This window comes from Microbacterium sp. str. 'China', assembly GCF_002993305.1.
GTDB lineage: Bacteria > Actinomycetota > Actinomycetes > Actinomycetales > Microbacteriaceae > Microbacterium > Microbacterium paraoxydans.
Map to the genome: position 1 here is coordinate 2,589,194 of NZ_CP027434.1, position 20,602 is coordinate 2,609,795.

At 70.6% G+C, this 20,602-nt stretch carries 20 protein-coding genes; 9 read left to right on the forward strand and 11 right to left on the reverse strand.

All coding sequences use genetic code 11. The features are described from left to right. The first annotated feature begins 66 nt into the window (after nt 1-66). The gene (locus C6C15_RS12500; RefSeq protein ID WP_060921924.1) at nt 67-1,170 is read left to right on the forward strand and encodes an ABC transporter ATP-binding protein; all 1,104 of its coding nucleotides are present in this window, start codon (nt 67-69) and stop codon (nt 1,168-1,170) included. A gap of 77 nt (nt 1,171-1,247) precedes the next feature. Further along, nucleotides 1,248-2,549, forward strand: coding sequence for a DUF4032 domain-containing protein (locus C6C15_RS12505; protein WP_060921925.1), 1,302 nt, complete (start codon nt 1,248-1,250; stop codon nt 2,547-2,549). 36 nt (nt 2,550-2,585) lie between these two features. Here C6C15_RS12505 and C6C15_RS12510 read toward each other — a convergent pair whose 3' ends face one another. The 5 genes from C6C15_RS12510 to C6C15_RS12530 all read right to left on the reverse strand — a co-directional run bounded on the left by C6C15_RS12510 (nt 2,586) and on the right by C6C15_RS12530 (nt 7,451). Then, nucleotides 2,586-3,227: an NAD(P)-dependent oxidoreductase gene (locus C6C15_RS12510; RefSeq protein ID WP_060921926.1), complete on the reverse strand. Its 642-nt coding sequence runs from the start codon at nt 3,225-3,227 to the stop codon at nt 2,586-2,588. 15 nt (nt 3,228-3,242) lie between these two features. Then, complete coding sequence (gene rlmB, locus C6C15_RS12515; protein ID WP_060921927.1) at nt 3,243-4,247, reverse strand: 23S rRNA (guanosine(2251)-2'-O)-methyltransferase RlmB; 1,005 nt, start codon at nt 4,245-4,247, stop codon at nt 3,243-3,245. Then, on the reverse strand, nt 4,240-5,646 hold the full coding sequence (gene cysS, locus C6C15_RS12520; protein ID WP_105950261.1) for a cysteine--tRNA ligase: 1,407 nt from the start codon (nt 5,644-5,646) through the stop codon (nt 4,240-4,242). Before cysS ends, rlmB begins: the two co-directional genes overlap by 8 nt. 9 nt (nt 5,647-5,655) lie before the next feature. Beyond that, the gene (ispD, locus tag C6C15_RS12525; protein ID WP_105950262.1) at nt 5,656-6,900 is read right to left on the reverse strand and encodes a 2-C-methyl-D-erythritol 4-phosphate cytidylyltransferase; all 1,245 of its coding nucleotides are present in this window, start codon (nt 6,898-6,900) and stop codon (nt 5,656-5,658) included. Nucleotides 6,901-6,968: 68 nt separating this feature from the next. Further along, a complete protein-coding gene (locus C6C15_RS12530; RefSeq protein WP_045255828.1) occupies nt 6,969-7,451 on the reverse strand; it encodes a CarD family transcriptional regulator in 483 nt (160 codons plus the stop codon). A 133-nt stretch (nt 7,452-7,584) separates the two neighbouring features. Here C6C15_RS12530 and C6C15_RS12535 point away from each other — a divergent pair, with 133 nt between their 5' ends. Further along, a complete protein-coding gene (locus tag C6C15_RS12535; protein WP_060921931.1) occupies nt 7,585-8,055 on the forward strand; it encodes a hypothetical protein in 471 nt (156 codons plus the stop codon). A gap of 57 nt (nt 8,056-8,112) precedes the next feature. On the opposite strand, the gene C6C15_RS12540 is transcribed toward C6C15_RS12535, so the two are convergent. Together C6C15_RS12540 and C6C15_RS12545 are read right to left on the reverse strand one after the other, a co-directional pair. Beyond that, on the reverse strand, nt 8,113-8,796 hold the full coding sequence (locus C6C15_RS12540; RefSeq protein ID WP_071328841.1) for a response regulator transcription factor: 684 nt from the start codon (nt 8,794-8,796) through the stop codon (nt 8,113-8,115). Next, nucleotides 8,793-10,016 (reverse strand): sensor histidine kinase, encoded by a 1,224-nt coding sequence (locus C6C15_RS12545; RefSeq protein WP_105950263.1) that lies wholly within the window; start codon nt 10,014-10,016, stop codon nt 8,793-8,795. Before C6C15_RS12545 ends, C6C15_RS12540 begins: the two co-directional genes overlap by 4 nt. A 214-nt stretch (nt 10,017-10,230) precedes the next feature. Here C6C15_RS12545 and phoU point away from each other — a divergent pair, with 214 nt between their 5' ends. Continuing rightward, nucleotides 10,231-10,929: a phosphate signaling complex protein PhoU gene (gene phoU, locus C6C15_RS12550; protein ID WP_025104304.1), complete on the forward strand. Its 699-nt coding sequence runs from the start codon at nt 10,231-10,233 to the stop codon at nt 10,927-10,929. A gap of 80 nt (nt 10,930-11,009) precedes the next feature. Here the strand turns inward: phoU and C6C15_RS12555 are convergent, their stop codons facing one another. After that, complete coding sequence (locus tag C6C15_RS12555; RefSeq protein ID WP_105950264.1) at nt 11,010-11,759, reverse strand: phosphoglyceromutase; 750 nt, start codon at nt 11,757-11,759, stop codon at nt 11,010-11,012. A gap of 59 nt (nt 11,760-11,818) precedes the next feature. Here C6C15_RS12555 and C6C15_RS12560 point away from each other — a divergent pair, with 59 nt between their 5' ends. Both C6C15_RS12560 and C6C15_RS12565 read left to right on the forward strand, forming a co-directional pair. Continuing rightward, a complete protein-coding gene (locus tag C6C15_RS12560) occupies nt 11,819-12,640 on the forward strand; it encodes a class I SAM-dependent methyltransferase (protein ID WP_105950265.1) in 822 nt (273 codons plus the stop codon). Nucleotides 12,641-12,782: 142 nt separating this feature from the next. Further along, a complete protein-coding gene (locus tag C6C15_RS12565; RefSeq protein WP_199787654.1) occupies nt 12,783-14,300 on the forward strand; it encodes an amino acid permease in 1,518 nt (505 codons plus the stop codon). A 12-nt stretch (nt 14,301-14,312) separates the two neighbouring features. Here C6C15_RS12565 and ygfZ read toward each other — a convergent pair whose 3' ends face one another. The 3 genes from ygfZ to C6C15_RS12580 form a co-directional block, all read right to left on the reverse strand. Then, on the reverse strand, nt 14,313-15,428 hold the full coding sequence (gene ygfZ, locus C6C15_RS12570) for a CAF17-like 4Fe-4S cluster assembly/insertion protein YgfZ (protein WP_105950266.1): 1,116 nt from the start codon (nt 15,426-15,428) through the stop codon (nt 14,313-14,315). A 12-nt stretch (nt 15,429-15,440) separates the two neighbouring features. Next, nucleotides 15,441-16,043, reverse strand: coding sequence for an FABP family protein (locus C6C15_RS12575; protein ID WP_025104300.1), 603 nt, complete (start codon nt 16,041-16,043; stop codon nt 15,441-15,443). A 147-nt stretch (nt 16,044-16,190) separates the two neighbouring features. Beyond that, the gene (locus tag C6C15_RS12580; RefSeq protein WP_062636289.1) at nt 16,191-16,481 is read right to left on the reverse strand and encodes a hypothetical protein; all 291 of its coding nucleotides are present in this window, start codon (nt 16,479-16,481) and stop codon (nt 16,191-16,193) included. A gap of 74 nt (nt 16,482-16,555) precedes the next feature. Between C6C15_RS12580 and C6C15_RS12585 the strand changes: the two genes are divergently transcribed. Genes C6C15_RS12585 through C6C15_RS12595 form a run of 3 tightly spaced genes read left to right on the forward strand, consistent with a single transcriptional unit; the run spans nt 16,556 to nt 20,436 of the window. Beyond that, a complete protein-coding gene (locus C6C15_RS12585) occupies nt 16,556-17,239 on the forward strand; it encodes a winged helix-turn-helix transcriptional regulator (RefSeq protein WP_060923071.1) in 684 nt (227 codons plus the stop codon). 45 nt (nt 17,240-17,284) lie between these two features. Continuing rightward, nucleotides 17,285-19,453, forward strand: coding sequence for an RNA degradosome polyphosphate kinase (locus C6C15_RS12590; RefSeq protein ID WP_025104296.1), 2,169 nt, complete (start codon nt 17,285-17,287; stop codon nt 19,451-19,453). Continuing rightward, nucleotides 19,450-20,436 carry an NUDIX hydrolase gene (locus C6C15_RS12595; RefSeq protein ID WP_105950267.1) on the forward strand — a complete coding sequence of 329 codons (987 nt, stop codon included), beginning with the start codon at nt 19,450-19,452 and terminating at the stop codon, nt 20,434-20,436. Before C6C15_RS12590 ends, C6C15_RS12595 begins: the two co-directional genes overlap by 4 nt. Nucleotides 20,437-20,602 lie beyond the last annotated feature (166 nt).

Consider the following 20,602-nt stretch of genomic DNA (forward strand, 5'->3'; position numbering starts at 1 on the left):
GGTCGCTCCGCCGCTTCATTCACTACGGATCGTCCGGCACGTACCTGCCGGTGAAGGAGAAACACGATGGCATCTGTGACTTTCGACGAGGCCACCCGCCTGTACCCCGGCGGCACCCGTCCGGCTGTCGACAAGCTCAACCTCGAGGTGGGAGACGGCGAGTTCCTCGTCCTGGTCGGTCCCTCCGGTTGCGGTAAGTCCACCTCCCTCCGCATGCTCGCCGGCCTCGAAGAGGTCAACTCCGGCCGCATCCTCATCGGTGACCGCGACGTCACCGACGTGCCGCCGAAGGACCGCGACATCGCGATGGTGTTCCAGAACTACGCGCTGTACCCGCACATGACCGTCGCCGAGAACATGGGCTTCGCGCTCAAGATCGCCGGCGTCGGCAAGGAGGAGCGCGCCGCGCGCGTGCTCGAGGCCGCGAAGCTCCTCGACCTGGAGCAGTACCTCACCCGCAAGCCGAAGGCCCTCTCCGGTGGTCAGCGTCAGCGTGTCGCCATGGGTCGCGCGATCGTCCGTCAGCCCCAGGTCTTCCTCATGGACGAGCCGCTGTCGAACCTCGACGCCAAGCTCCGTGTCCAGACCCGTACGCAGATCGCGTCGCTGCAGCGTCGTCTCGGCGTCACCACGGTCTACGTCACGCACGACCAGACCGAGGCACTCACCATGGGTGACCGCATCGCCGTGCTGAAGGACGGCCTGCTCCAGCAGGTCGGCTCGCCGCGCGACCTGTACGAGAAGCCGGAGAACGTCTTCGTCGCCGGCTTCATCGGCTCCCCCGCGATGAACCTGTTCTCGGCCGACCTGGCCGACGGCGGCGTGCGCTTCGGCACCGAGATCGTCCCGCTCGACCGCGACACCGTGGGCCGCGCCAACGGCTCGCAGGTCACGGTGGGCGTCCGCCCCGAGGACATCACCGTCGGCCCGGCCGACGGCCAGGGCCTGTCGGTCGTCGTCGACCTCGTCGAGGAGCTCGGCGCCGACGGCTACCTCTACGGCCACACGGAGATCAACGGCAAGCGCACCGACCTCGTCGCCCGCGTCGACGGCCGCAACCACCCGAACGCCGGCGAGACCGTCACCCTCGCCGCGAACCCGGGTCACGTACACGCGTTCGACCTCGAGTCGGGCGACCGCCTGAACGACAAGCCGGTCGTCTCGGCCTGATCGGACACTCCACCGCGGCGCGGGCTGACTTCGGTCGCCCGCGCCGCGTCGTTTCCCCGGCACCCTCAGGAGCCCCCATGCAGGAATCCCTCCGGATCACCGCCAAGACGGTCGACCCCGGTCTGCTCGCTCTGCCCTGGTCGACGCCTCTGGAGAAGTGGCCGTCCGAGCACATCGTCTCGCTGCCCAAGGGCCTCTCCCGCCACCTCGTGCGCTTCGCGGACCTCTCCGGGCGGGTGGTGGCGGTCAAGGAGACGACGACGGAGATGGCGCGCCGGGAGTACGAGATGCTCGGAAACCTGTCGCGACTCGACGTGCCGTGCGTGGAACGCGTCGCGGTCATCGCGGGGCGCACCGACGCGGCGGGGGCGCCGCTCCCCGCGGCACTTGTCACCTCGCATCTGCGCTTCTCGATGCCGTACCGGGCGCTCTTCACCCGGGTGCTCCGTCCGGACACGGCCACGCGCCTCGTCGACGCGCTGGCGCTCCTGCTCGTGCGCCTGCACAACGTCGGCTTCTACTGGGGCGACGTCTCCCTCTCGAACACGCTCTTCCGCCGGGATGCCGGAGCCTTCGCGGCGTACCTCGTGGACGCGGAGACCGGCGAGCTGCACGAAGAGGGCCTCACCGACGGTCAGCGCGCCTACGACCTGGACCTCGCGCGCACGAACATCGCCGGCGAGATCATGGACCTCGCCGCGGGCGGCCGCCTGGAGCACGGGGTCGACGCCGTCGCCATCGCGGACGGCATCGTGTCGTCCTACCGCTCCCTCTGGGCCGAGCTCACCGCGCAGGAGTCCTTCTCCGCCGCCGAGACGTGGCGCATCACGGAACGCGTCGAGCGGCTCAACGCCCTCGGCTTCGACATCGACGAGATGTCGATGTCGACGACCGCCGACGGCACGGTCGTGGAGATCCAGCCCAAGGTCGTCGATGCCGGGCACCACCAGCGCCGGCTCATCCGCCTCACCGGTCTCGACGTCGAGGAGAACCAGGCCCGGCGGCTCCTCAACGACCTCGACGAGTTCCGTGCCCGCTCCACCAAGCAGTGGGCGGACGAGGAGATGTACGCGCACGAGTGGCTCACCCGCGTCTTCGAGCCCGTCGTCCGCGCGATCCCCTACGACCTGCGCGCCAAGCTGGAGCCGGCCGAGGTGTTCCACCAGGTGCTGGAGCACCGCTGGTACCTGTCCCAGGCACAGGGCCGCTCGGTCGCCCTCGCGGAGGTGCTGACGAGCTACATCAACGACGTGCTCCGCCACCGGCGCGACGAGGCCACCATCATGGGGCCGCCGACCGAGACGATGGGCCTCCCCGTCGTCACCGGTACGCTGGCGCTCGGCGACGACGACGAGGTGGACTGGCGCGACCTCGTCTGAGACCGTGCCCGCCCGTCGGCGCCGCGCCGGACGGCGTCAGTAGCCGACGGTGAACCGCTCGCGGTGGTGGTTGCCCTGCTCGATCTCGTCGACGATCGCGACGGCGAAGTCCGCCCCGGAGATGTACGACTTCCCGTCCTCGTCGCGGACGAGCACGTCACCGCCGTCCCGGTAGTGTCCGGTGCGCTCCCCCTCGGCCCACGGCCCGAAGACCTCGGCCGGGTGCACGAAGAACCAGTCCAGGCTCTCGGCCGTGCGCTCCAGGAGCGCGAGAGAGTCGATGCCGACCTGCGCCTCGTGCTTGTACTCCTCGGGGAACCCCTGATCGAACAGTCGGGGGCCACCGGGCGCGACGAGGCTGCCGCCCGCGCCGCCCACGACCCCGAGCCGGGTCTCGGTGCCGTCGAGCAGCGCGACCACGTTCGTCAGCGCCTCGAGGACACGGTCCTCCATGTCGCCACGCGGCGAGAGCGCGGAGACCACGGCATCGGCACCCGCGAACGCCTCGGTCAGCGTCGCGGGGTCGAGCGCGGACCCCTGCACGTACGCCGCACCCGCGACCGGATCCGCGGGGGTCGAGCGCGAGATGGCGACGACCGCGTGATCGCGGCTCACCGCCTCCGCGACGATGTGGCGTCCGGCGTAGCCGGTTCCTCCCAGGACGATGATGCGGGCCATGCGTGTTCCTCTCGGTCAGTCCGCGGCGCGGACGGTCGCGACCTGGTACAGCGCGACCGAGGCCGCGATGCCGGCGTTCAGCGACTCGGTCGCCGCGGAGATGGGGATGGAGACGATCTGGTCGCAGGTCTCGGTCACGAGGCGGGACAGGCCCTTGCCCTCCGAGCCCACGACGATGACGACGGGACGGTCCGCCAGCTCCAGCGCGGGCAGCGAGACGTCGCCGTCGCCGTCGAGCCCGAGCACGAACACGCCCTGCTTCTTGAACTCCTTGAGCTGCGTGGTGAGGTTCGACGCCAGCGCCACCGGGATGCGGGCGGCCGCGCCCGCACTGGTCTTCCACGCCGCGGAGTTCACACCGGCGGAACGACGCTGCGGCAGGATGATGCCGTGGCCGCCGAACGCCGCCGTCGAGCGGATGATCGCTCCGAGGTTGCGAGGGTCGGTGATCCCGTCGAGGGCGACGAACAGGGGCGTCTCGCCGCGATCGATGACCTCTTCCAGGAGGTCCTGCGGGTGGGCGTACTCGTACGGCGGCACCTTGAGGGCGACTCCCTGATGCACGCCGTCGAAGCCGGCCATGCGGTCGAGCTCCTGGCGGGTGACCTCGAGCACGGGGATGTCGCGGTGGGTCGCGATCGACAGCATCTCCTTGACGCGGTCGTCCATCTCGACGCGCTGCGCGATGTACATCGCGGTCGCCGGGATCTTTGCCCGCAGCGCCTCGAGCACCGAGTTGCGGCCGGTGACCGTCTCGGTGTCGTTGGTGTTGTCCTTCGACCTGGCGTTGCGGTTCGGGTTGCCCCCGGAGGCGGGACGCCCTCCGGGCTTGCCCTTGCCGCCCGCAGCCGCGTAGCGCTCAGCCGCAGCCTTGCGCTTGCCGGCGGGGTGCCACGCGCGGTCCTCCGCCTTCGGCGTGGGGCCACGCCCTTCGAGCGCCTTGCGCCCGAGACCGCCCGTGCCCTTGGTCGGGCCCTTCTTGTTTCCCTTGCTCGCGCCGGGGCGCCCTGGCTTAGCCATCGATACTCCAATGAGTTCCGGCCGGAGTGTCCTCCAGCGTGATTCCTGCGGCGGTGATCGCGTCTCGGATGCGATCCGCCGCCGCCCAGTCCTTCTCCGCGCGCGCGGTGGCGCGCTGCGCGATCATCTCCTGCACCAGCGCGTCCAGCGCCGCTGCCTGCGCATCCCCGGCGGCGCCGGATCCCGTGCGCGGGTTCAGACCGAGGATCCCGGTCATGGCGAGCACCGCCCGCGCCGCGTCCAGGGCCGTGTCGGTGTCGCCCGCGTCCAGCGCCGAGTTCCCGGCCCGCACGCTCTCGTGCACGACGGCCAGCGCCTGCGGCACGCCGAGGTCGTCGTCCATCGCCTCGACGAAGGCGTCGGGCATGCTCCGCGCGTCCTCGGCACCGATCTCCTCGCCGGCCGCGCGGACTGCGCGATCGAGGAAGGAGCGGATACGGCCGAGCGCCGCGTCCGCCTCCGCCCAGGACGATTCCGAGAGGTCGAGGCTCGATCGGTAGTGCGCGGCGGCGAGGGCATAGCGCACGACCAGCGGGTCCCGCTCCGCGAGAACGTCCCGCGCGAGGGTGAAGTTGCCGAGGGATTTCGACATCTTCTGGCCGTCGACGGTCACGAGACCGTTGTGCACCCAGTAGCGGGCGAAGCCGTCACCCGCGGCCGTCGACTGCGCGAGCTCGTTCTCGTGATGAGGGAACCGCAGGTCGAGGCCGCCGCCGTGGATGTCGAACTCCGCACCGAGGTACCGCTTCGCCATGGCCGAGCACTCGATGTGCCAGCCAGGACGCCCCGGACCCCACGGCGACGCCCAGGTCGCATCGGCGGGCTCGTCGGGCTTGGCTCCCTTCCACAGGGCGAAGTCCTGGGGGTTGCGCTTGCCCCGCGGGTCGGCGTCCTGCGCCGCCTCCATCGCGTCCACCGACTGATGGGTGAGATCGCCGTAGGACGGCCAGGAGCGCACATCGAAGTACACGTCGCCCGACCCGTCGGGAGCGGGATACGCATGGCCCCGGTCGATGAGCAGCGCGATGAGCTCCTGCATCTGCGGGACGGAGGCCGTCGCCCGCGGCTCGTACGTGGGCGGCAGGATGCCGATGCCGGCGTAGGCCGCGGCGAACTCCTGCTCCATCCGGTAGGCGAGCGCCCACCACGGCTCGGCGTCCGTGGCGTTGGCGAGCACCTTGTCGTCGATGTCGGTGACGTTGCGCACGAAGGTCACTCGGCCGTGGCGGTGCGTCAGCCAGCGGCGCAGGAGATCGAAGCTCAGGGCCGCCCGGACATGGCCGATGTGCGGGCCGGACTGCACGGTGGGTCCGCACACGTACATCGTGATGTTCTCGGGATCGAGAGGCACGAAGTCGCGCAGCAGCTGTGCGCGGGTGTCGTAGAGGCGGAGAGTCACCGCTCAAGCCTACTCGGCGGGCGCTGAGAGACCCTGATCCGCTCGCGGGATGACGATCGCGACGGCCGTGACCGCGATCCCCTCGCCCCGTCCGGGGAAGCCGAGGCCGTCGGTCGTCGTGGCCGTCACGGCCACCGGAGCACCCCCGAGCGCCGCCGACAGCACCGCCTCGGCCTCCCCGCGTCGTCCGCTGAACCGCGGACGATTGCCCTGGAACTGGACGGAAACGTTGCCGATCATGAACCCCGCCGCCGCCAGGAGCTCCGCGGTGCGGGAGAGGAAGACGTCGGCGTGCGCACCCGCATACTCCGGGTGAGCTGTACCGAAGTGCTCGCCGATGTCACCGAGCCCGGCGGCGCCGAGCAGGGCGTCGACGATCGCGTGGGCGACCGCGTCCCCGTCCGAATGCCCGGAGAGCGCGGGCTCCCCCGGCCATTCCAGCCCGGCCAGCCACAGCGCCCCGTCGCCGCCGAACCCATGCACGTCCGTGCCGATGCCCACGCGCGGCCCGAGCTCGGCGACAGCCGACGCGCGAGGCGCGGGAGACGAGTCGGGCGCGGTCGCGACGAGGAGGCGGGCGCGCTCCAGATCGGCAGGGGTGGTGATCTTGAACGAACGCTCGGAGCCGGGCACCAGCCGCACCGCGTGCCCCGCCGCGGCGAAGAGCGCCGCGTCATCCGTGTACTCGACACCCTGGGCCGTCGCCTCCGCGTAAGCCGCTTCCAGCGGGCCACGCGGGAAACCCTGCGGCGTCTGCGCGGCTGCGAGTTCCGCACGATCCACGGTGCCTACGACGAGACCGTCCGCGACCCGCTTGAGCGTGTCCACGACCGGCAGGCTCGGTACGGCACCGGCGTCGCCGATCACGGCCGCCGCCACGGCGTCGATCACCTCGGGCGGGGTCAGCGCGCGCGCGGCGTCGTGCACGAGCACCGTGCTCACGTCCCCCCACAGCGCCGCGAGTCCCGCCGCGACGGATTCCTGCCGTGTCGCCCCTCCGGTGACCACGCGGCCCAGGTCGGCACGATCGCCGGCAGCCGCGAGCAGCTCGGTCTGCGCGTCGCCCTCGTATCCCGCGGGGGCGACGACGATGACCTGCATGGGAGCCGCAGCGAATACGCCGTCGAGGGCGTGCCGCAGGATGGTCCGTCCGTCGATGCCGACGAAGGCCTTGGGCGCCCCCGCCTCGAGACGGGTGCCGGAACCGGCGGCGACGACGATGATCGCGGTGTGCGGGACGGGGAGGATGCTCACAGCTTCACGTTACCCGCGGGAACGACGAAAGGCGGGTGCCGAAGCACCCGCCTTCCGTGAAGGACGTCTCAGGACGCGAGGACCTCGTCGAGCAGCGCGCCCGCCTTGTCCTCGTCGATCTTCTCGGCCAGTGCCAGCTCCGAGATGAGGATCTGCCGGGCCTTGGCCAGCATTCGCTTCTCGCCCGCGGACAGGCCGCGGTCCTGGTCGCGACGCCAGAGGTCGCGCACGACCTCGCTCACCTTGATGACGTCGCCGGACGCGAGCTTCTCCAGGTTCGCCTTGTACCGGCGCGACCAGTTGGTGGGCTCCTCGGTGAACGGCGCACGCAGCACCTCGAACACGTGATCGAGGCCCTCCTTGCCGATCACGTCCCGAACGCCGACGAGGTCGACGTTCTCGGCCGGAACCTCGATGATGAGATCACCCTGCGTGACGTTGAGCTTCAGGTACTTCTTCGCCTCGCCCTTGATGATGCGCTCCTTGACCTCGATGATGGTCGCAGCGCCATGGTGCGGATAGACGACGGTCTCGCCAACCTCAAAAAGCATAAAAACATGTCCTTTCGGCAACCTCAAGGATACCACAGGGGATATGCGCTAAGGTTCGCGCTCCCTGTTCCCTGCGCGCTCCCGACTTACCCATAGAATGGGAGGGATATCCCGTCGGACCTCAGGAGGACCCGTGAAATCGCGCCTTGTCGCGTCTGCCGCCATCAGCGCCCTCGTTCTGCTCGGCGCGACCGGGTGCACGTTCATCACGCCGCAGTCGACGAAGATCGAGTACGCGGCCTCCGACGGCGTGAACGTCTCCGATCAGGACGGCCCCATCGCCGTGCGTAACGCCCTGATCATCGCGAACGAGGACGGCACGGTCGGCAACTTCGTCGGCGCCGTGGTCAACCCGTCGCAGGACCGCGCCACCCTGACGGTGTCGCTGGAGGGCGGCGATCCCTTCAAGATCACGGTGCCCGCCGGCGGAAGGATCAGCTTCGGCGCCGACGAGGAGCCCGTGGAGATCACGGGACTCGACACCATGCCCGGCGCGACCGTCGCGATGCACTTCCAGTCCGGCGACTCCGCCGGTGTGACGACCGAGATCCCGGTCCTCGACGGCACCCTGCCGTACTACTCGGACCTCGCTCCCCAGGACTGAGTCCCCAGAGACGAGGAGAGGCCGGCACCCGTGGGTGCCGGCCTCTCCTGTCTGTCATCAGCCCTCGAAGCGATACCCCAGGCCGCGGACGGTCACGAGCATCACCGGCTCGCTGGGGTTCTCCTCGATCCGCGAGCGGATGCGCTTGATGTGCACGTCGAGCGTCTTGGTGTCGCCGAAGTAGTCGCTCCCCCACACCCGGTCGATGAGCTGGCCCCGCGTGAGCACCCGGCCGGAGTTGCGCATCAGCACCTCCAGGAGCTCGAACTCCTTCAAGGGCATGTTGATCTGCTCGCCGGCGACCGACACCGTGTGCCGATCGATGTCGAGCGAGACGCGCCCGCCCTCCAGCACCCGTTCGTCCAACTCGCCCTCGGCCTGCACGACGCGTCGCAGCACCGCCCGCATCCGGGCGAGGAGCTCCCGCGACGAGTAGGGCTTGGTGATGTAGTCGTCCGCTCCGAGTTCGAGTCCCACGACGATGTCGACCTCGGAGTCCTTGGCGGTCAGCATGATGATCGGCACGGCGGACGTCGAGCGGATCTGACGGCACACCTCGGTCCCCGGCATCCCCGGCAGCATGAGGTCGAGGAGCACGATGTCGGCGCCGCGCTCCCGGAACGCCGTCAGCGCACCGGGACCGTCCTCGGCGATCTCGACCTCGTAGCCCTCGCGGCGCAGCAGGTACGCGAGGGGGTCGGCGAGGTCGGGCTCGTCTTCGACGAGAAGGATGCGGGTCATGCGGTCTCTCCGTTTCGGACGCGCGTCGCCCCGGTCGCGGGGGCGCCCTTGCGTGCGCGCTTCTTCTTGCTCTTCTTGCCCTGCCCGCTGTTCGCGGGGGCGTCGATGCGAGGCAGGCGGATGGTGAACGTCGATCCTCGGCCGGGGCGCGACCACAGCCGCACCTCTCCCCCGTGCCGCTGAGTGGCATGCTTGACGATGGACAGCCCGAGGCCGGTGCCGCCGGTGCGCCGCGAGCGGGCTTCGTCGGCACGGTAGAACCGCTCGAAGATGCGCTCGCGATCGGCCTCGGCGATCCCGATGCCCTGGTCGGACACGGCGATCTCCACGACCTCGTCGTCGGCCTTCACCCCGACGCCCACCCGGGAGCCGCGGGGCGAGTAGACGATCGCGTTGGCGATGAGGTTGCCGACGGCCTCGATGAGGATCTGCGCGTCGCCGCGGACCCAGACGCCGCGGTCTCCACCGCGGGCGAGCTCCACACCGGCGGAGTCGGCCTGCACGACGTGGGCTTCGATCGAGGAGGCGATGACCTCGTCGATCGAGACGGGGGCGACCTCGGTCAGCCCGTCCTCCGCCTGCAGCCGGGACAGGCTCATGATGCGTCCGGTGAGCTGACCGAGGCGGCCCGCCTCCGCCGAGATCCGGGACGCGAACGCCCGCACCTGGGCGGGATCGTCGGCGGCGGACTCGATGGCCTCGGCGAGCAGGCTCACGGCCCCGACGGGCGTCTTGAGCTCGTGGCTCGTGTTGGCCACGAAGTCACGGCGCATCTGGTCGAGGCGCTCCTGCTCGGTCACGTCGCGGATGATGAGGAGCACGAGGCGCGTTCCGATCGCGCTCGCCCTGGCCGACACGAGGCGCGGGTCGAGGCTGAGACCGCCGCGGGTGATGCGCAGCGACTCGGTCGCCGTCTCCCCCGTCGAGCGGACGCCCCGCACGAGCTGCCGGAGCTCCGGGTTCTCGAGCGTCGATCCGACCTCGATCCCGAACCGTGCGGCGGCTTTCGACGTGGCGAGCACGAGGCCGGAGACGTCGACGACGCACGCGGCGTCGTCCATGCTGCGCAGCACGTCGGTGATCCCGGGCGGGATCGTCATCGACGTCTCCTCCTCCGCCCGCGCCCGCGCCCGATAGGCCCAGACGACGAGGAGGGAGAGGCCCACCCCGATCGCCAACCCGATGGCGAGGGAGGACAGCGCGAGCTGCGGCAGGGTCATGACTCCAGCGTAGAGCGCGTTCACCGTTGATCCGGCGGGTTTCCGCGCCATCCCGGGGAGCGGAGACGTACTATTCACTCGCCGGGCACCGTTCGTTAACCTTCGGAGCAGACAATCGCTTCAGGCCTGCGCGCGCGCAGTCCTCACCCCTGCGGACGCCCCGCCGCCCCGCGCTGGACCGTCAGCCGGATCCGAACGAAAGGTTGCGCCCACCATGCGCGAAGTCTTCCACCAGTCCCTCGAGGACCTGCAGTCCCGCCTCGTCGAGATCGCCGAGCTCGTCACCGTCTCCATTGACAAGGCCACCCGCGCGTTCGCCACGAGCGACGTCGCCCTGGCCGAGGAGGTCATCGCCGACGACGCCAAGATCGACGAGCTCGCGGTCGCGCTGGACGAGCAGGCCATCGAGATCCTCGCCCGACAGCAGCCGGTCGCGCGCGACCTCCGGATCGTCGTCACGGCGCTCCGCGTCAGCGCGTCCCTGGAGCGGATGGGCGACATGTCCGAGCACATCGCCCAGCTCGCCCGCCTGCGCTTCCCGGAGCGCGCGATCCCGAAGGGCCTCAAGGGCACGTTCGTGAAGATGGGCGAGCTCGACGTGGAGATCTCCCGCACGCTCACGGAGCTCCTCCGTACCCAGGACCTGAAGTTCGCGGATGCCATCCGCAACGCCGATGACGACGTCGATGAGCTGCACGCCAGCGTCTTCGAGAAGGTGCTCAGCGACAACTGGAAGGGCGAGGCCGTCGCCACGGTCGATGCGACGCTCGCGAGCCGGTACCACGAGCGCTTCGCGGACCACGCGGTCGCCGTCGCCAAGAAGGTCGTCTACCTCGCGACGGGCGACTGGCACGTCGAAGAGGAGGACATCGCCCTCGCGGTGGAGCAGCAGGAGCAGCTCGGCCACGCCTGACCGAGCCCCCGCCTTATCGCCGAGACCCCCTGCTGCAGTCGCCTGCAGCAGGGGGTCTCGGCGTGAAACCGGGGTCTCGGTTACTTCTTGCCCTGAGCGGCGACGGCCGCGGCACCGGCGGCGGCGGCCTCCGGGTCGAGGTAGCGGCCGGGGCCCGTCGGCGCGTTGTGCTCGTCGAGCTCGTACACGAGCGGGATGCCGGTGGGGATGTTGAGGCCGGCGATGTCGTCGTCGCTGATGCCCTCGAGGTGCTTGACGAGGCCGCGCAGCGAATTGCCGTGCGCCGTCACGAGGACGGTCTTACCGGCTTCCAGGTCGGGGACGATCTCCGCGTCCCAGTACGGCAGGAGACGGTCGATGACGAGCTTGAGCGACTCCGTGCGCGGCACCTCGCCGTCGATGCCCTCGTAGCGGGCGTCACCCACCTGGCTGAACTCGCTCGCGTCGTCCAGCGGGGGCGGCGGCACGTCGAACGAGCGGCGCCACAGCTGGAACTGCTCCGGACCGAACTCCTCGAGCGTCTGCGCCTTGTCCTTGCCCTGCAGCGCCCCGTAGTGGCGCTCGTTGAGCCGCCAGGAGCGCTTCACCGGGATCCACAGCCGGTCGGCCGCATCCAGCGCGATGTCGGCAGTCTGGATCGCCCGGCTCAGCAGCGACGTGTGCAGCACGTCGGGCAGGATGCCGGACTCGGCGAGCAGCTCACCGCCGCGACGGGCCTCGCCCTTGCCCTGCGCGGTCAGGCGGACGTCCACCCAGCCGGTGAAGAGGTTCAGTTCGTTCCACTCGCTCTGGCCGTGGCGGAGCAGGATCAGGGTGCGCTTCGCAGTCATGTCGCCAGTTTATCCGGGGCGCGGAGCGGGCACAGCGGCGGAGGAGGGAGGATGGACGCATGGCGTCATCTCCCCTCGGTCGGCCGACCCGCGGCACGACAGGGACGAACCGGCTGCGACGGAACGACCGGTGGATCGCCGCCTCCCCCGCCTTCCGACGCGCGGCCGACCCCCTCGTCGTCGACCTCGGGTTCGGGGCGAGCGGGGTGACCGCGTTCGAGCTGGCCGCCCGGCTGCGACGCGTGCGGCCGGATGCGGAGGTGCGCGGCCTGGAGCTCGACCCGGACCGGGTGGCCACCGCGGAGCAGCAGCTCGCCGAGGTCCGGGCCGGCCGGACCCCCTTTCCCGCCGATCTCCGCGTCTCCTTCGCCCGCGGCGGGTTCGAGGTACCGCTCCCCGGCGGTCGGCGCCCCGCCGTCATCCGGGCGATGAACGTCCTGCGGCAGTATGACGAGGCCGAGGTGGCCGCCGCCTGGCGGACGATGGCGCACCGCCTCGCGCCGGATGGGCTCCTGGTGGAGGGCACCTGCGACGAGATCGGGCGCGTGGCGAGCTGGGTCGACGTCGATCCCGGCGGCACGCCGCTCCGCTTCACCGTCTCCCTCCGCCTCCGCGGGCTCGAGGTCCCGAGCATCGTGGCGGAGCGGCTGCCCAAGGCCCTCATCCATCGCAACGTCCCCGGCGAGCGCATCCACGCGCTGCTCGTCGAGCTGGACCGGGAGTGGGAGCGCGCCGCTCCCCTGTCGACCTTCGGCGCCACGCAGCGCTTCCTCGCCGCGGTGACGGCGCTGCGCGCGCAGGGCTGGCCTGTGCAGGGCGGGCGGAGCCGGTGGCGGCTGGGAGAGCTCACCCTGCCGTGGGGCGCCGTCGAACCGGCCTGACGGCGCCCCGCGAGGACACACCCCTGCTGTATTCCGGTGCGCACCTCCTCGCGGGCCTGCGCACCGCTAGCGTCGTACGCGGCGGGCCGTACCGACGCGTGCGCCGACTCGATCGCCATGCGTTCCCAGGGCAGGAGAGGCGATGGCGACCGAGAACGCGAAGGCGGAAGGATCCGCGGAGGCACAGGAGAACGACCGCGAGCGACTCGGCGACGTCCTGACGTCGGCGCAGGACTTCGCCCACGAGCAGTCCGGCTACCGCACCGCGTTGAAGGCGCGGCACCTGCAGATGATCGCCCTCGGCGGCGCGATCGGGACTGGACTGTTCATGGGGGCGGGCGGACGCCTGAACGCGGCAGGACCCCTGCTGGCCGTCTCCTATCTGGTGTGCGGGGTGTTCGCCTTCTTCATCCTCCGCGCCCTCGGAGAGCTCGTCATCCACCGCCCCTCCTCCGGATCGTTCATCTCGTACGCGCGGGAGTTCTTCGGCGAGAGACTGGCCTTCGCCGCGGGCTGGCTGTATCTGCTGAACTGGGGCATGACGGCGATCGTCGACTCCACGGCCGTGGCGCTCTACGCCCACTACTGGTCGGCGTTCCGCGTCGTGCCGCAGTGGCTGCTCGCGCTGATCGCCCTGGTCGTCGTCGTCGGCCTCAACCTCGTCTCGGTCCGGCTGTTCGGCGAGATGGAGTTCTGGTTCGCGCTCGTGAAGGTCGCCGCGCTGGCGCTGTTCCTCGTGATCGGCGTGGTGTTCCTCGCGGCCGGCTGGCAGACCGACGAGGGACCGACGGGGATCCCCATGCTCGCAGCGCACGGAGGCTTCGCACCGGAGGGGGTGCTCCCCGCCGTGATCGTGATGCAAGGGGTCGTCTTCGCGTACGCCTCCATCGAGCTGGTCGGCACCGCCGCCGGCGAGACCGCGGACCCGGAGAAGGTGATGCCCCGGGCCGTCAACTCGGTGATCCTGCGCATCGCGGTGTTCTATGTCGGATCGGTGCTGCTCCTCGCCCTGCTGCTCCCGTACACGGTGTACCGCGCCGGGGAGAGCCCGTTCGTGACGTTCTTCTCGCACGTGGGAGGGCCGGACGTGGGGGCGGTGGCCGGCAGCGCCATGGACTTCATCGTGATCACCGCCGCGGTCTCCGGGCTGAACGCCGGGCTCTACTCGACGGGCCGGGTCTTCCGCTCGCTCGCGAGTTCGGGCGCCGCACCCCGCGCGACCGGGCGGATGAGCCGTCGCGGCGTGCCCGTCGTGGGGATCCTCGTCACCGCCGTGTTCGCCCTCGCTGGTGTCCTGCTGAACGCGGTGGTGCCGGGACAGGCCTTCGAGATCGTGCTCAACATGTCCGCGCTGGGGATCATCGCGGCCTGGGCGACCATCATCCTCTGCCAGCTCCGGCTGTACCGGCTGTCGCGGCGCGGCCTCGTCGAGCGCCCGTCGTTCCGCCTCTTCGGTGCACCGTACACCTCGTATCTGACGCTGGCGTTCCTCGCGTCCGTCGTCGTGCTCATGGCCTTCGACTATCCGACGGGCACCTGGACGGTCGCCAGCCTCGACGTGCTGATCCCCGCGCTCATCGGCGGCTGGTTCCTGGCCCGAGCACGGATCCGGGAACTCGCCGCGCAGCGCTCGACGGCCGGACCGGGAGTCGAGATCTGACGGACGTCCCGCTCAAACGCCGCCGTCGCGGGGATCGGGCGCCGTCGGGCGGCGGGACAGCCGGGTCAGGCGCGGGACGTCCGCGGTGGCGCCGGCATCGGCCGGGACGATGATCTGCTGGGACGCGGCGATGTCGATCCCTTCGGCCCGGACGACGAGATCACCGATCGGCGCGCGACGGGACAGGAGGGCGAGGGCGATCGGCCCGTCTTCATGATGCCGCGCGGAGGAGGTGATGTGCCCGACCTCGTCGTCGCCCGCGAACACGGGGGCTCCGGGTTCCGGAAGCACGGCGTCGCTGCCGTCGAGCTGGAGCAGAGCGAGCCGCCGCGGCGGATGGCCGAGGTTGTGCACCTTCGCGACCGTCTCCTGGCCGCGATAGCAGCCCTTGTTCAGGTGCACAGCGCTGCGGAGCCAGTCCGACTCGTGCGGCAGCGATCGCTCGTCCACCTCGGCCGCCCACCGCGGGCGCCAGGCGGCGATGCGCAGAGCCTCGGCGGCGAGGAGACCGGCGGCGTCCTCCCGATCGAGCTCCGCGGCGAGCGCCCGCGCCGCCGCCTCGGGCACGATGCCGACCCGCCAGGCGAGGTCGGCCCCGGGGTGCGCGGCCACGTCGGCATACTGATGGCCGCCGACGGCGACCTGCTGCCACGGGTCGACCCAGATCGGCGCGTCGTCGAGGCCGCGCACGCGCTCGGCCGCGGGACCGCCGTCGACGAAGCCGAGCAGCGCGAGGTCGGGGCGCAGCTCGACCGTGGCTTGGGTGCGGAACTTCATCCGCGCCAGCCAGGTCGCCAGACCCTCGGCATCGCCGGCGTCCGCCAGGAGCCAGGTCGAGGTGCCGTCGTCGAGGACCCCGGCCGCGTGCTCCACCCGTCCCTGCGGATCGAGGACGAGGAGCTCGGTGCTCTCCCCCGCGCGCAGATGACCCACCGCCTGCGACGTGATGGAGTCGAGCCAGGGGAGGCGTTCGGGGCCGGACACCTCGATGACCGCCCGGTCGTCGAGGGGCGCGATCGCCGTTCCGGCCGCGAGGCGGCGCTGCTCCCGGAACGGATCGCCGAAGTGGGCGATCCCGCGCTCCCCTGCTGTCGCGCCGGGGACGCCGTCGAAGACGCTGGTGCTCACGGTGTGCTCCGTTCAGACGCGAGCGAGACGTGCCGAGGCGTGCGCCCGCAGAGGTGTGCCGAGGGCGGCGATGTCCCACGCCCACAGCAGGTGCCCGTCGACGAGCCCGTACATCCGCGAGGCGGAGCCGTAGTCCTTGGCACCGGCGCCGCGCACGATCGCGTCCGACGCGAGGTCGACCCGCGGTCCGTTGATCTCGCCGAGGTAGTACTCGAGCATGCCGTCCGAGCGCGCCAGCGACACCTCGAGCGGGAACGCGCCGTTGTCGGACCGCAGCGCCTCCACGTCGTCGACCGTGCGGGTGACGGGTGTCGCCGTCGGCGGCAGCAGCGCCGGTCCCGCGTCGGTCGCCGCGGCCGGACGCGCCAGGCGCCAGAAACCGGACTCGGCGGTCAGCGGGACGGCGGGCGCACCCTCGTCACCGACGAAGGTCGCCGTGGCCGCGTAGTTGAGGAACGGTCCCCCGTCGTGGCTGAAGCTGACGCGATGGGTGAACTCGCCCTGCAGACGCTCCTCGCCGACCGGGTAGTCGATCACCCCGGACCCCTCCCACACGCCGATCAGCCACGCCAGCGGGGCGAGGTCGGCGGGAAGGTCCGTGGGGAGTTCGATCATGTCGTCAGCGCTGGCCGCGGAAGAGGTTGCGCAGCACCACGGCCGACACGAAAACGATCGCGAGGCTCGCCAGGCCGAGCAGGCCGATGAAGAAGATTTCGAGCGCCATGATGTCCATGACCTCCACCTTACCCCCGGCGATCCGGGTCAGGAGGGGATGAGGGCGGCCAGGCCGAAGCCGACCGAGATAATCCCCATCAGCAGCAGCGCACCGGTCACGCTGCTCGCGACGCGGAAGATGAAGCCCTGCGTGCGCCCGTACCAGAGCTGCACGGCGAAGGAGAGCAGCACCACCGCGCCGAAGCCGACCAGCATCCAGGGGATGCGCCACTCCTCCGGAGCGAAGATCCCGATGACGATGCTGCCGACGAACGCGGTCGCCCAGACCGCGATGACGCCGGTGAAGGCGTTGCGGGGCGCGAGTGCCGGTTCTGACATGTCTCCATTCTTGCGCATCGGTGGCCGCTATCATGGCGGCACGGCGTCGATCCCCCCGCCGGTGAGGAGTGCGCGTGGCCCTGGTGCTGGTTCTGACCAATGCTCCGCTCTCGGAGCAGGTGCTGCCCGCCCTCGAGCTGCTGAGCCATCGCACGCGGCAGATCCCGGCGGAGCCGGCGCAGCTGATCAATGCCCCGGAGTACGACATCGTCATCGTCGACGGCCGTCACGACCTGGTCGGGGCGAAATCGCTGTGCCGTCTGCTGCGGGCCACCGGCCAGGATGCGCCGCTGCTGCTCGTGGTGACCGAGGGCGGCATGAGCGCCCTGTCCGGCGAATGGGGCATCGACGACGTGCTCCTGTCCACCGCCGGCCCCGCGGAGATCGACGCGCGCGTGCGTCTGGCGCTCGCGCGACGGGACGAGGTCGCCGAACCGGCGCGCGTGCAGGCCTCCGGCGTCACGATCGACGAGCAGTCCTACTCGGCCAAGCTCCACGGGCGGCCGCTGGACCTCACCTACAAGGAGTTCCAGCTCCTGCACTTCCTCGCCACCCACCCGTCCCGGGTGTTCACCCGCGAGCAGCTGCTCAGCGAGGTGTGGGGGTACGACTACTTCGGCGGCACCAGGACCGTCGACGTGCACGTGCGACGGCTCCGCGCCAAGCTCGGCGATCAGGAGCAGATCATCGGCACCGTGCGCAACGTCGGGTACCGCTTCAACGTCTACGAGGACGACAGCCTGGTCGGCTCGCGCTGACCGCCGTTCACACGCCCGACACCTGCCGGTGCTTAGATGTACCCCATGATCGATCCCGCACTCGCCGACGCCGGACTCGGTGACGCCGAAGACGACGACTTCGACGACGCCGTCGAGGCGCCGGACTCGCAGCTCCCCGACCACCGCTATCTGGACCGCGAGCTGAGCTGGCTCGCGTTCAACCAGCGCGTGCTCGAACTCGCGGAGGATCCGTCGCTGCCCGAGCTGGAGCGGGCGAACTTCCTGGCCATCTTCGCGAGCAACCTCGACGAGTTCTTCATGGTGCGCGTGGCCGGTCTCAAGCGGCGCATCATGACCGGTCTCGCCGTGCCGACCAACATCGGACGCTCCCCCGTCGATGCCCTCGCCGACATCTCTCGGGAAGCGCACGCCCTCCAGCTCCGCCACGCGGACGCCTGGACGAAGCTCGTCCGCCCCGCCCTCGCCGACTCCGGCATCGAGATCACGGAGTGGTCGGATCTCACCGACGACGAGCGCAGCGCGCTGTCCGACTACTTCGGCGCGCAGGTCTTCCCGGTGCTGATGCCGCTGGCGGTCGACCCGGCGCACCCGTTCCCCTACATCTCCGGACTCTCCCTGAACCTCGCCATCCGCATCCGCAATGCACGGACCGGCCGCCAGGAGTTCGCGCGCCTCAAGGTGCCGCCCATGCTGCCGCGCTTCGTCGAGGTGCCGTCCACGGGCGAGATCAAGCGCTTCCTCCGTCTCGAGGAGCTCATCGCCAACCACCTCGGCGATCTCTTCCCCGGCATGGAGGTGCTCGACCACCACGCGTTCCGCCTCACCCGCAACGAGGACGTGGAGATCGAGGAGGACGAGAGCGAGAACCTCATCCAGGCGCTGGAGGCCGAGCTGCTGCGCCGCCGGTTCGGGCCGCCGATCCGGCTCGAGATCACCGACGACATGGACGAGGTCACGATGGACCTCCTCGTGCGCGAGCTCGACATCACCGACCAGGAGGTCTACCGCCTCCCCGGGCCGCTCGATCTGCGGGGCCTCTTCGACCTGTCGCGCATCGATCGCCCCGATCTGCGGTACCCGCCGCACCTCCCCACGACCGCGGTGGCCTTCCAGCCGACGGGCTCCAACACCCGTGCCGACATCTTCAAGGCGATCCGGAAGTCCGACGTGCTCGTGCACCACCCGTACGAGTCCTTCACCACGAGCGTCCAGGCGTTCCTCGAGCAGGCCGCCCGCGATCCGCACGTGCTCGCCATCAAGCAGACGCTGTACCGGACGTCCGGGGACAGCCCCGTCGTGCAGGCCCTCATCGATGCGGCCGAGGCCGGCAAGCAGGTGCTCGCGCTCGTCGAGGTGAAGGCCCGCTTCGACGAGGCCAACAACATCGTGTGGGCGCGCAAGCTCGAGAAGGCCGGCGTGCACGTGGTGTACGGCCTCGTCGGGCTCAAGACCCACTGCAAGCTCGCCCTCGTGATCCGCGAGGAAGAGGGCAGACTCCAGCACTACTCGCACGTCGGCACCGGCAACTACAACCCGAAGACGAGCCGCATCTACGAGGACTTCGGTCTGTTCACCGCCGATGCCCAGGTCGGCAAGGACCTCACCCGGCTGTTCAACGAGCTCAGCGGCTACGCGATCGAGAAGAAGTTCAAGCGTCTGCTCGTCGCCCCGCTCCACCTCCGCAAGGGCCTCGTGCGGCTGATCGACGCCGAGCGCCGGATCGCCGAGTCGGGCAAGCCCGCGCACATCCGCATCAAGGTCAACTCGATGGTCGACGAGGAGATCATCGACGCGCTCTACCGCGCCAGCGCCGCGGGGGTGAAGGTCGACGTGTGGGTGCGTGGAATCTGCAGCCTGCGGCCCGACCTCGACGGGATCAGCGACAACATCACCGTGCGCAGCATCCTCGGCCGCTACCTCGAGCACTCGCGCATCTTCACGTTCGAGAACGATGGCGACCCGCAGGTGTACATCGGCAGCGCCGACATGATGCACCGCAACCTCGATCGGCGCGTCGAGGCCCTGGTGCGGGTCACCGACCCCGCGCATCTCAAGGAGCTCACCGCCTTCTTCGACCTGGCGATGGACGACCGGACCTCGTCGTGGCACCTCGGCCGCGACGGCGTGTGGGAGCGCCACGCCGTGGATGCCGACGGCAAGCCGCTCACCGACCTGCAGGATAAGACCATGGGGATGATCCAGCGACGTCGTCGGGCGCGGGCGGTTCGATGACGGCGCGGCAGGTCCAGCTCCCGCCGTCCGCGGCCGACGCGAAGTGGGCGGACAAGGCCGTGTACGCGGCCGGCGCCGTCGTGTGGCGTCTGGTCGACGGCAAGCTGCGGATCCTGCTCATCCACCGCACGAAGTACCGCGACGTCACCCTCCCGAAGGGCAAGGTCGACCCGGGCGAGATGCTCGCGGAGACCGCCGTCCGTGAGGTGCACGAGGAGACCGGCATCCGCGTGGCCCTCGGCGCGCCGGTCGGGATCAGCCGCTATCACCTCGCGTCCCGCAAGCAGAAGGTCGTGCACTACTGGGCTGCCGAGGCGACGGACGCCGCGATCCGCGCGTCGACCTTCGTGCCCAACCGCGAGATCGCCGCCCTCGAGTGGGTCAGCGTGAAGAAGGCCCGTGCCGCGCTGAGCTACCCCGTCGACCTCGAGATCCTCGATGCGTTCGCGGCCCTCGTCGACGACGGCGTGCTGCGGACCTTCCCGGTGATCGCCCTCCGGCACGCGAAGGCCCTGCCCCGTTCGGAGTGGGACAAGGCGGACGCGGCCCGGCCGCTCACCGACCGCGGGAAGCGCCAGGCCAAGGCCATCGTCGGACCGCTCCGCGCTTTCGGCGTGCGCAAGATCGTCACCAGCGACGCGGTGCGCTGCGTGCAGACCGTCACGCCGCTCGCCAAGGCCCTGGACCGCAAGCCGGTCCTCACCGAGAAGATCAGCCAGGACGCCTGGGAGGACGGCGTCGCCGATCTCCGCTCCGTCGTCGGCCGCCGCATCCGCGCCGGCAAGCCCGCCGTGCTCTGCAGCCACGGCCCGGTGCTGCCTGCGCTCCTCTCGGAGATCGCCCTCGCGACCGGCACGGTGCACGGCTCGTACGTCGGCAGCGCCGCCGATCTGGAGACCGGCGCGTTCTCCGTGGTGCACGTCTCTGCGACCAATCCCGGCTCCGGCATCATCTCGATCGAGACCCACGCCCCGAAGGTCTGACCCCTCCCCCCGTTCGAATCGCGCACTTCGCTGCATCTGGGCCGGGGATGCCGCAAAGTGGGCGATTCGAAACGGCGGGGCCGCGCCGTGACGGGGATCGGTGACAGAGAGTCGCCGGCCGTTCACCTGCCGTTCACCTGCGCGGGAGAGTCTCGTTAACCGTCGC